Annotated in this window: 6 protein-coding genes and 1 pseudogene; 4 read left to right on the top strand and 3 right to left on the bottom strand. The window is 69.6% G+C overall.

Annotated features, from left to right (window positions below):
• The 4 genes and pseudogenes from Q8Q71_RS02625 to Q8Q71_RS02610 form a co-directional block, all read left to right on the top strand.
• Positions 1-187 (top strand): annotated as a pseudogene (locus tag Q8Q71_RS02625) (SDR family NAD(P)-dependent oxidoreductase); the annotation flags it as partial.
• A 47-nt stretch (positions 188-234) separates the two neighbouring features.
• A complete protein-coding gene (locus tag Q8Q71_RS02620; protein WP_305758084.1) occupies positions 235-699 on the top strand; it encodes a peroxiredoxin in 465 nt (154 codons plus the stop codon).
• 220 nt (positions 700-919) lie between these two features.
• Entirely contained in the window at positions 920-2071 is a 1152-nt protein-coding gene (locus tag Q8Q71_RS02615) for a peptidoglycan DD-metalloendopeptidase family protein (protein WP_305758083.1), read from the top strand.
• Positions 2055-2600, top strand: a complete 546-nt coding sequence (locus Q8Q71_RS02610; protein ID WP_305758082.1) for a polymer-forming cytoskeletal protein — start codon at positions 2055-2057, stop codon at positions 2598-2600. Before Q8Q71_RS02615 ends, Q8Q71_RS02610 begins: the two co-directional genes overlap by 17 nt.
• 49 nt (positions 2601-2649) lie before the next feature.
• Here the strand turns inward: Q8Q71_RS02610 and prfB are convergent.
• The 3 genes from prfB to Q8Q71_RS02595 form a co-directional block, all read right to left on the bottom strand.
• Positions 2650-3772 (bottom strand): peptide chain release factor 2 gene (gene prfB, locus Q8Q71_RS02605; protein ID WP_305758081.1). Its coding sequence is split into 2 segments (ribosomal slippage): positions 2650-3702 and positions 3704-3772, totalling 1122 coding nucleotides; the frame shifts between segments, so codons are not numbered across the junction.
• Positions 3773-3878: 106 nt separating this feature from the next.
• Positions 3879-6272: a penicillin-binding protein 1A gene (locus tag Q8Q71_RS02600; RefSeq protein WP_305758085.1), complete on the bottom strand. Its 2394-nt coding sequence runs from the start codon at positions 6270-6272 to the stop codon at positions 3879-3881.
• Between the two features lie 888 nt (positions 6273-7160).
• The gene (locus Q8Q71_RS02595; RefSeq protein WP_305758080.1) at positions 7161-10577 is read right to left on the bottom strand and encodes an autotransporter domain-containing protein; all 3417 of its coding nucleotides are present in this window, start codon (positions 10575-10577) and stop codon (positions 7161-7163) included.
• Between the last annotated feature and the right edge of the window lie 518 nt (positions 10578-11095).

Genomic DNA, 11095 nt, shown 5'->3' with positions numbered 1-11095 from the left:
CCCGCCCGAGATCGACTGGACCGACGACAGCGTCAGCGAGGCCATGCGGCGCTTCTATCTGGACTCCAAACGGGTCTCGAACGCCCTGGCCAAGGCGGAACTGGGCTGGCGTCCGAAATATCCGACCTGGCGCGAGGGGCTGGCGACGATGCTGGAGACGCCGCCGCCGTTGCGATTGGTGGGCTGATCACGCCGTCATCCTCGGGTCGAGCCCGAGGATGACGGGAGTGAACCATGGATATCACCGAAGGCTCGAAAGCCCCCGCGTTCGACATGGCCACGGCCGGCGACGGCCGCGTCTCCCTCGACGACTTCAAGGGCCGCACGGTCGTGCTCTACTTCTACCCCAAGGCCGACACCCCGGGCTGTACTGTCGAGGGCCAGGACTTCTCGGCCCTGATCGCGGATTTCGACAAGGCTGGCGCGTCCGTCATCGGCGTCTCCCGCGACCCGGTTAAAAAGCTCGACCGCTTCAAGGCCAAATACGACCTCAAGGTCGTGCTGGCCTCCGACGAGCCCGGTGATGTCACCGACGCCTGGGGCGTCTGGGTCCTGAAGAAGCTCTACGGCCGCGAGTACATGGGCGTCGAACGCGCCACCTTCCTGATCGACGGGGCCGGCGTGGTGCGGCGGGTCTGGCGCAAGGTGGCGGTCAAGGGTCACGCCGCGGAAGTTTTGGCGGCCGTCCAGTCGCTCTGAACACGGATCGATTGCCGCCCGCGGAGATGTAACGGCCGTTACATAGATTCGCGAACCGGCCCGCCAGATTCGCTGACTCGCCTGCCAAGCGAATTCGGGAGGCGAATACCGATGTTATTCGCGCGAAGACAGGGCAAGATGGTTAACAAGTCGTGAACAGCCTTGTACCCAACCTGTGCACTGGCGCATAAGCCTCCGTCGTACGTGGGGGCGTTGCGTGATGACCGAACAAGAGCCGACCGTCAGGCGGTCTCTGCTGGGAAAGTGGTTTCCGACCCGATACCTGTATCTGCGCGACGGCGATGACGTCCGCGCCTGGGCCCTGACGCCCGGCAAACAGGCGCTCGGGGCCGTGGCCGCGGTGCTGCTGGGCGGCTGGACCGTGATGGCGTCCGGCAGCCTGGTCTTCGACATGGTGGCCCAGAGCCAGACCGACCGGACCGTCGCCCGCGCCCGCGCCGCCTCCGAACGCATGAACGCCGATCTGCAGGCCCGGCTGGACAGCGCCGTCGTGCGCATGACCGCCACGACCGGCTCGCTGGACGAAATGGCCCGGATGGTCGAACGGCGCCACGCGGCCCTGACCCAGGTCATGGGCATGTTCCGCGGCGTCGACGGCGCCGAACAGGCGCTGCGCCCGGCCCCGGCCCTGAACCCCGGCCGCGCCTCGCCCGTGCAGCGCATGGTCGCGGTCCGCATGGACCAGGAGCGGCTGATCGCCCGGGCCGAGACCGAGGCCCACACCCGCGCCGAACGGCTGCGCCTGGCCTTCCGCCTGGCCGGGCTGAATCCGGCCGCCTATGCGCCGCACGACGCCGCCCTGGGCGGCCCCTTGGTCGAGGCTCGCGATCCGCGGGCCCTGGCCGCCGTGCTGGACGTGGACGAGGCCTTCGCCGTGCGTATCCGCCACGCCGCCGACAACCTGTCCGACATGCGGTCGCTGGCCAACGCCGCCGAGGGCATGCCCTTCCGCCGCCCGACCCAGGCCCGCACCACCTCGGGCTTCGGGGTCCGGTTCGATCCCTTCAACGGCCGCCCGGCCCTGCATCAGGGCCAGGACTTCGCCGCCCCTCTGAATACGCCGATCTACGCCCCGGCTCCCGGAATCGTGTCTTTCGTCGGTGTGCGTTCAGGGTATGGCAACACCGTTGAGATAGATCATGGACGCGGTTTCAAGACGCGCTACGCACACCTGAACGCCACGGCGGTCTCGCCCGGCCAGCGCATCACGCTGGGCCAGCGCGTCGGCGCCATGGGAACCACAGGACGCTCCACTGGCGTGCATCTGCATTACGAAGTGTGGATGGACGGCCGCCCCCAGAACCCCGCCCGCTTCATGAGAGCCGGAGACCAACTTGTTCAACAAGACTAAATCCCCCGCCCCGTCGCCCCAGTCGCGCGCCGACAACGGCTCGTCCATCCCGCCCCTGCCCGACCTGCCGACGCCGGGCCAGCCCTCCACCGGCGCTGCGCCGCGTTCGGCCGGCCCGTCCCCGGTCAGCCAGCGCGGCCTGTCCACCCTGTCCTCGGACCTGCAGTTCGACGGCAATATTACGGGCGGCGGCGACCTGCAGATCGACGGCTCGATCAAGGGCGACGTCCGGGTCGGCCGCCTGATCGTCGGCGAGACCGGCGCGGTCGAGGGCAATGTCTCGGCCGACTATGTCGAGGTGCGCGGCCGCATCGTCGGCGCCATCTCGGGCAAGCAGGTCAAGCTGATCGCCACGGCCTACGTGGACGGCGACATCACCGCCGAACAGATGTCCATCGACATCGGCGCCTATTTCCAGGGCCGGGTCCTGCAGGGCCGCCGCGAGGCGCCTGCCCCGACCGCGCCGGCGCGGTCCGCACCGGCGGCCGAGCCCGCGCCCCAGATCATCGACATGAAGCCGCCGGCCTGATCCGCGGACCCGAAAGACAAAAGGCCCCGGAGCGATCCGGGGCCTTTTTCTATTCGACCGTGCTGCCGCGCGTCTCGCCGACCCGGGCCGCCAGGGCCGCGCCCATGAAGGCGTCCAGGTCGCCGTCCAGCACGCCCTGGGTGTCCGAGGTCTCGACGTTGGTGCGCAGGTCCTTGACCATCTGATAGGGCTGCAGGACGTAGGACCGGATCTGGTGGCCCCAGCCGATGTCGGTCTTGGCGTCGGCCACGGCCTGGGCCGCCGCCTCGCGCCGCTGCAGCTCGAGTTCGTACAGCCGGGCGCGCAGCATCTTCCACGCCTGTTCGCGGTTCTGGTGCTGCGAGCGGCCGGCCTGGCAGGCCACCACCGTATTGGTCGGAATGTGCGTCAGGCGCACCGCCGAGTCGGTCTTGTTGATGTGCTGGCCGCCCGAGCCTGAGGCGCGATAGGTGTCGGTGCGCACGTCGGACGGATTGATGTCGATCTCGATGGCGTCGTCCACGACGGGCGACACCCCGATCGAGGCGAACGAGGTGTGCCGCTTGGCCGCCGCGTCATACGGGCTGATGCGCACCAGCCGGTGCACGCCCGATTCCGACTTCAGCCAGCCATAGGCGTTTGGTCCGGTGATCAGGATGGTGGCCGACTTGATGCCCGCCTGGTCGCCCGATTCCTCGGCCTCCAGCTCGACCTCATAACCATGCGCCTTCGCCCAGCGTGAATACATCCGCAGCAGCATCCCGGCCCAGTCGCAGGACTCCGTGCCCCCGGCGCCGGAGTTCACTTCCAGATAGGCGTCATTGCCGTCGGCCTCGCCGGACAGCAGCGCCTCCAGCTCGGCGCGGCCGGCCCGGTCCTTGATCGCCTTCAGGGAGGCGCGCGCCTCCTCCAGCGTCGCCTCGTCGCCTTCCTCGTCGGCCATGTCGGCCAGCATGACGCCCTCTTCCAGACCGGTCTCCATCTCGCGGACGGTGTCGATCTGGGCGGCCAGCCGCGAGCGGTCGCGCGACACGGCCTGTGCCGCCTCGGGGTCGTTCCACAGCGTCGGGTCCTCGACCCGGGCGTTCAGCTCATCGAGTTTTCGAAGCGCGACATCCCAGTCAAAGACGCCTCCTGAGCAGAGCGATGCTCTGCTCGATGTCGGCCTTCATGGCCTCGACATCCGGTCTCATCGCATTCTCCGGCGATACGAAAGTGAGGCGCGGACATAGAGCGCGCCGGGGAAAAGGGGAAGGGCGAGAGAGGATGGGCGAGGGATTTCGCCCCCTCGCCCTTGCCTCAGTACAGCCCGCTCAGATCCTCCGCCGGCTCCTTCTTCGGCGGCGGCGGGGTCGCGGGCGGCGCGGGGGCGGTCGAGGGCGGCTGGCCCGTCGCCTCCTCCTGTTCCCGGCGGACGACCTCATTGTAGTTCTGCGGGCCGGTCGGGATCTCGGGGGCCGGGGCCCGTTCCTCCTCGCGACGGCGTTCGGTGCCGGGGCGGAAGGCTTCCTCGATGCCGTTGACGGTGCGGAACACCGCGTTCCGCGGCCGCACGAACGGCCGCGCCGGACGCTCGCGCAGCGCCGCCTGCATGAATTCGGTGAACACCGGCACCGGCCCCGTGGCCCCGGTCTCGCCGGATCCCAGCGGACGGTTGTCGTCGAAGCCGATGAACACCCCGACCACGATGTCGGTGGTGAAGCCCACGAACCAGGCCGAGCGGTATTCGTTGGTTGTGCCGGTCTTGCCGCCGACCCAGCGCCCCAGGCCCCGGGCGCTGGCCCCGGTGCCGCGCTGGACCACGCCCTCCAGCATGGAACTGATCTGATAGGCGGTGATCGGATCGATGACCTGGGTTCCGCGCGGTTCCAGCCGCGGCGACTCCTGGCCGCTGAAGGCCCGGCCGCAGTCACGGCAGCGGCGCTCGTCGGCGCGGAAGATGGTCTCGCCGTCGCGGTCCTGGACCAGTTCGATCAGATAGGGGTCGACCCGCCGGCCGCCATTCACGAAGGCGGCGTAGGCCGCGGTCAGGCGGTAGGGGGTGGTTTCGCCCGCCCCCAGCGACACCGACAGGTTCGGCTGCAGGTTGTCGGCGACGCCCATCCGTTTCGACAGGTCCACGACATTGCGCATGCCGACGGCCTGGGCCAGGCGCACGGTCATGACGTTGCGCGACAGCTCCAGCCCCCGGCGCAGCGACTGCGGCCCGTAGTATTCGCGACTGTAGTTCTCCGGGCTCCAGCGGCCGCCGTTGGCGCCGCCGGCGAAGCTGATCGGCGCGTCCAGCACGATCGAGGCCGGGGTGTAGTCGCCCTCCAGCGCCGTGGCGTAGACGAAGGGTTTGAAGGCCGAGCCCGGCTGCCGCTCGGCCTGGGTGGCGCGGTTGAAGCTGGACAGGGCGTAGGAATAGCCGCCGACCATGGCCAGCACCCGTCCCGACTGCGGCTCGATGGCCACCAGGGCGCCGTTGACGTTGGGCACCTGCTTCAGCGCGAACTGCCCGCCGCGCGGCTCGACGAAGATCAGGTCGCCGCGCCGCAACTGCCGGTTGGCGTTGGCCCAGGCGGCGTCCTCGGCCAGCAGGGTTCCGGTCGCGCCGTCGGCGGCGCTGACGACCCGCACATTGTTGCCGGCGACGCTCTGCACCGCGGCCGCGCGCCAGGCGCGGCGCTCGGGCGGACGAACCCCGCGCAGGGCGGTCTCCTGCCAGCCCTCGGCGAAATCGGTGGTGCCCCACGGTCCGCGCCAGCCGTGGCGGCGGTCGTAGTTCTCCAGTCCGTGCATCAGGGCGTTGCGCGCCGCCGACTGCAGCGACGGGTCGAGGGTGGTGCGCATATAGTAGCCGCCGCGATTGACCTCCTCGCGGCCGAAGCGGGCGATGGCCTGGCGGCGGGCCTCCTCGACGAAGAAGTCGGCGTCGGCGTACTGGGCCCGGCGCGGGGCGTCCTGGGCGACCAGGGGCCGGGCGCGCGCGGCGACCAGCTGCGTGTCGGTCAGCCAGCCGCTCTGGTTCATCTCGCCCAGCACCCAGTTGCGGCGTCCCAGCGCGGCTTCGGGGTGGCGTTTGGGGTGATAGTTGTTGGGCCCCTTGGGCAGGGCCGCCAGAAAGGCCGCCTCGTCCGGCGTCAGCTGGCTCAGCGACTTGCCGAAATAGTTGTAGGCCGCCGCGGCCACGCCATAGGAGCGATAGCCGAGGAAGATCTCGTTCAGATACAGTTCCAGGATCTGCGGCTTGGTCAGGGTCGCTTCCAGCCGGTTGGCGAGGATCGCCTCCTTGACCTTGCGGTTGACGCTGCTCTCGTTGGTCAGCAGCACGTTCTTGGCCACCTGCTGGGTGATGGTCGAACCGCCCTCCAGCCGTCGCCCGGTGGCGGCGTTGAAGATGTTCTTGAACATGGCCCGGCCCAGGCCGCCCACGTCGATGCCGCCGTGGTTGAAGAAGTTCCGGTCCTCGGCCGCCAGGAAGGCCTGGACCACCGGCAGCGGAATCTGCTCATAGGGCACATAGATGCGCCGCTCGTCCGAGAACTCGCCGATCAGGGTGCCGTCGCCGGCATAGACCCGCGTCGCCGTCGCCGGCCGGTAGTCGGCCAGTTCCGAGGCGTCGGGCAGGTCGTGGAACAGCCAGGCCGCATAGACGGCCACGATCAGGCCCGCGAGGGCGATCGCCCCCAGCAGGGCCACGCCCGCCATCACGAACCAGCGTTCGGCAATCTTCACCTGATACTCCGAAAGGCGGCCCCGGACGACCGGTTTAGCCCGCGTCGGGAGCCTCCGCCAGAGCCCCGATGACGCCCCCTGCGCGACGGTCCAGTTCCTGTCGCGCCGCGGCCACGACATCGGCGTCCATATCCCCCTGCCCGGCCATCCAGCGCAGATAGTCGTCGGGCGGCTCGGACCACGGCCGGCCGCGATGCTTGCGAACGGAATCCGCTCCAGCCGGCGCGTCTCCCGGGTCCAGGCCAGCATCTGCTCGACCGTGGCGACCTTCAGCATGTCGATCAGCAGATGCGCCGTCACCCAGGCGTCCGGCCCCGCCCGGTGGGCCGGATCGGCCAGGGCCGGGTCCAGCTTCAGCCCGCGCCAGTAGCGCAGCACCTGGTTGGAATGTCCCGGCGCCTCGGGCCAGACCTGCTTGGCCGAGCGCACGGTGCAGATCCACGGCAGGCCGCCGTGCGCCGTATCGGCGATGAACCCCCGCTCGAACCGCGCCGAATGGGCCACCATCACATCGGCCGGCTGGGCGCCGAACATTTCGCGCAGGGCGTATTCGTCGCAGTGCGGATCGTCCTCGCAAAAGTGGTCGGGCGTCAGGTGATGCACCGCCATGGCGTGGAACGAGATCTCGCCCCGCGGCCGGAACAGCTTCGTCACGGGCGGCGACGCCTTCCAGCCGCCCTGCCCGTCGGGCGTCACATCGACGATCCCGACCTCGATGATCTCGGAGGTCCGGTCCCCGCCGCTGGTTTCAAGATCGACGACTCTCAGGCGCATGGGGGTGGAGATAGGCGGTCGCGGGCGGGAGCGCGAGCGTCTGCCTTCCGGCCCCGCCCCTGCTCCCGCTCCCGCTCCCGCTCCCGGTCAGAAGCGGAACGCCACCTCGGCGCGATAGGACCGGTTCTCCACGTCGCTGCGGCCCAGGGTGGTCTCCGCGGCGACGGTGACCCGCCAGGTGTCGCGGATCGCGTCCAGGCCGAGGCCGACCTCGGCCCAGTCGGAGTCGTCGCTGGCCAGGGCGAAGAGCGCGTCCGGGCCGACGCCGCCGACGAAATTGGCGCCGAAGGCCGCGGGCTGGTCCTCGAAGGCGTGGACATAGGCGGCGTTGGCCCACGGCCGGAAGGTCGGCGATGTTCCGCTCACCGAAACGCCGATCCGGCCTTCGATCGAGGTGCTGTCGTCGCGCTCGTACCGCAGCGCCGGCCCGCCGCCCGTCTCGACCGTCGTGCCGTAGCTTATCCGGCTGGCGCGCAGCGACACGCCGGGGGTGATCGAGACGTTCTGGCGGAGCATCCGGTAGCCGGCGCCGATCTCGCCCCCCACGACCCCCGCTTCGTCCTCGGTGCGCAGGGTGAAGACGCTGGGTCCGACCGCCGCCATGCGCAGGGTCTCGACGTCGAAACGGCCGAAGCTGATCTGCCCGTCCAGGACCAGGCCGCCGTCGCCCCGGTACTGGCCGTACACGGCGGCCTGCCAGAGCTGGCCGTCGGCGGACTGGGGCAGGACGGCGGTCTCGCCGGAAAGGTCGGTGGCGGACAGGGCGAAGCCGACGATTCTTCGGGGGTCGATCGCGGTTTCTGCGCCGGTGGCGATGAAGTAGCCGTCGAATTCGTCCTCGCCGCCGCCGACGGCGGTGCTCATCGGCGCGCCGCGGCCGTCCAGATAGCCGGCCGCGATGAAGGCCCGCATGTTGTCGGGCAGGGCCCCGGGGACGACCACGGACTCCCCGGCTTCGCCGAGCGGCGAGATCAGGCCTCCGTCCAGGGAATCCCGACCGGCGAGCGCGTAGTCGACGGGCCGCCCGATCACCTCCAGCGAGCCGTCGAGGTCGCCGGCCGTGACGGAGGACAGGCGCCCGCGATAGAAGCGCGCCATGCTGTTGACGGCGGCCGTCCCCAGGGCGGTCTTGAGCGTTTCCGCCCGCGGGGGCAGGGCCTCGAGGTTCGCCTGGATCGATGCGGCGTCGCCGAGGTCGAGCGGACCGAATACGTCCGCGAACTGGTCGTACTGGACCCGGTTCTGGTCCAGAAGCCGGGCGTAGGCGGCCTGGATCGGCGAGTCGGTCGCCACGTCGGCATAGAGGCCCGCCGCGATCTGCACCCGCACCGAGGTCGCGCCATAGGTGAGTTCCGGCCTCAGGATCGCGCTGATCGGCGTCGTCGTGAAAGCGCCGGAGACGCCGCCCTGGGCAGTCAGGAAGGTATAGGTGTCGCCATAGGCCGGCGAGGTTCCGGACACGAAGTTGAAGGCGACGAGACCGCCGACGTTGGCGTGACCGCTGACCGCCAGCCGGTCGGAGCTCCCGTTGGCGCCGAGATTGATCAACAGGGCGCTTCCCGAGGCCAGGATGACGTCGCCGTTGAAGCTGAGGGTCCCGATCGTGGTGGGCGTTCCCGGCGCGATGACCCCCGCCATGTTGGTGAAGTAGGGCGTGGTGATCCTGCCGAACCCGCTCAGCCCGCCGGCCATCATGAAGAAGTCGCCCCGGGTCCCCAGGTCGCCGTCCACGTTGAGCGTGCCGATCAGATGGGTGATGTCGATATTGCTGTACAGCGATCCCGTGCTGGTGATGTTCAGCCCGGCGCCCGCGCCCCATATCGTCAGGCGATCGATGATCGCCGCCGTGCCGAGCGTGGTCGTGCCGTTGGCCGACAGGGTCACGTCGAAATAGCGGGGCGGGATGGCGGCCAGCCGGTCTCCGTCGGTGTTGACGGGAGTGAAGTTGGTCGCGCCCGGCAGGCCGTTCAGCAGCGTCGCGGCCGGAAGGGCGGCCACGCCGACGCCGGCGGCGGGGCTGGTTCCCGAATCGAGGGCTACCCGGACGGCGGCCCCGTCGTCGAAGCCGGCGTTCGCCTCGCCCCCGGTCCCGCCGGCCAGGCTGTCGACCGCGGCGACGGCGGCGCTGTTCGTCGCGTCGGTGCCGATCGGCCTGATCACCGTCGTGGTCACGCCGGTGGCGACGTCCAGACAGTCGCTGAAGCCGCCGTTGAGCGGTCCTTCGAAGCACGCCTGGCCGAAGGCCCCGTCCGTGCCGTTCGGGCCTTCTCCCGGAGCGACCGGGACGCCGTTCACCAGCTGGCCGCCCGGACCGATGATCTGGTAGTTGGGATCGAGGTTGGTGACCCAGTGCGAGGCGTCGTTCCAGTCGCCGTCGCCCGCGAGGGCCGAGACGTAGTGGTAGGGATTGTTGGCCGCGATCCAGTCCCAGTACAGGTACAGCGGCTGGTAGAAGGCCGCGGTGCCGTAGCCGTTGGGCGGCGCGCCGTTGAAGAACCGGGTGTAGCCGCCCGACAGCACGCCGATCACGACCGGTCGGTCGAATTCCTCGTCCAGAATCAGCGGCCCGCCCGAATCCCCGGAGGCGGTGATGCCCTCGTTGGGGAGAGGATTGTCGCGCCAGGCGTTGAAATCGCGGACATCGGCCTGGGCCGTGCCGCGACGGGGATCGTCGAAGTCGATCCAGTACAGGTTCTGCGGCAGACCCGAGGAGCCGCCGAACAGGAAGCTCTCGAAATCGTCGATCGAGGCCAGGGCTCCCAGCATGTTTTCGGCGAGGCGCCGGCGGTAGTCGATCCCGCCGGTCGAGCCGGTCGTGCCCGTGCCGTTGTTGCCGTAGCCGGCCAGGGCGACGTGATAGCCGGTTCCGTTGGCGGTGATCGGCGTGGCGGGAAGCGCCGAGAACAGCATCGCCCAGCTGGGAATGTCGCTCGCCGCCGTGTCGAGCGAGGCCATGGCGACGTCGCCGTACAGGAAGCTGGCGGCGTCGGGTTCCAGCGAGGCCGGGTGATAGGCCACGTGATTGCTGTTGTACATGTAGCGCGAGGTGTTGGTCAGATGCCCGTTCAGCCACTGACCGAAGGCGCTGGCCCCGGCGGCGTTGTTGTTGCTCGAAAAGCCGAATCCGATCGGGACGCCGCCCGACGCGGCGCCATAGGCGCCGGCCGCGCGATCGTTCACGCAGTGCGCTGCGAAGATCACCGTGCGTGGATTGATCAACGTCGCGGTGCACAGGCCGATGAAACCGTTCTGCTGATCGACGATCATCTGCCCGACGCCGGTGACGTTCTCCGGATCCCGTGCCGTGGTGGGGGTTCCCGGATTGGCGATGACGATCTGGGGCGCCCGGACCACGCCGTCCCGGGGCATCGCTCCGCCCGGCGAGACGCCGTCGCTCCCCGTCGTCTGCGCCAGCGCCGCCCCCGCGGCGGCGGTCAGGCAGACCCCGCCGACGGTTCCCAGAAGCACGCGCCGCCACGTGCGCGCCGCGGTGAAACGGTTCATTTGAACAACCATGTCGACATTCCCCCCAAGGATAATCGACGCGGAGTTGCCCACAATTCCCCCTGGAAGAGCAAGGGTCCTCGAACATCTTTTGCGTGTCCGTCGGCTTCGCCGCGGCCGCTGGCCTCGTGAGCGGCGGACCGGCGCGCGCTGATCCGGCCGCAAGCCGCCTCCGGCTACGGCTGGATGCCGGCTCCGACGACCGCCGGGTGTCCCGATTGATGCTGCAATTTCATTTCCAGACATAGCAATTTTCGCGATCCGCCCGTTGTTTTTCCGTGCCTTTCCGGAAATGCAGCGTCATTTCGTAGCCGCATGTCGGACCCGTGCGAGACTCTGCCCCGTTCCGTCGCGGGGGAGGCGCAGAGGCCTTGCGCGATCTGGCGGCGGGATGTGGAGAAGCGGGGGCCCGGTTCCGGCCTGCCAATTGAAGGCAGGCGTTCGCCCGGGGTTCGATGGATGTCGGACGTCAGGGGCGAGGGGGATACTCGTCCGGTCCGGGGACCGTGTCGCAAGCA

This window comes from Brevundimonas sp. (assembly GCF_030704825.1).
GTDB lineage: Bacteria > Pseudomonadota > Alphaproteobacteria > Caulobacterales > Caulobacteraceae > Brevundimonas.
Note: the sequence above shows the minus strand (reverse complement) of the source record. Positions and strands in the feature narration are given on the sequence as shown.

What these genes read in the sequence shown, in the direction of transcription:
- Q8Q71_RS02620 (WP_305758084.1), top strand. Translation starts at nt 235, where the DNA reads ATGGATATCACCGAAGGCTCGAAAGCCCCCGCGTTCGACATGGCCACG.
- Q8Q71_RS02615 (WP_305758083.1), top strand. Translation starts at nt 920, where the DNA reads ATGACCGAACAAGAGCCGACCGTCAGGCGGTCTCTGCTGGGAAAGTGG.
- Q8Q71_RS02600 (WP_305758085.1), bottom strand. Translation starts at nt 6,272, where the DNA reads ATGGCGGGCGTGGCCCTGCTGGGGGCGATCGCCCTCGCGGGCCTGATC.
- Q8Q71_RS02595 (WP_305758080.1), bottom strand. Translation starts at nt 10,577, where the DNA reads ATGAACCGTTTCACCGCGGCGCGCACGTGGCGGCGCGTGCTTCTGGGA.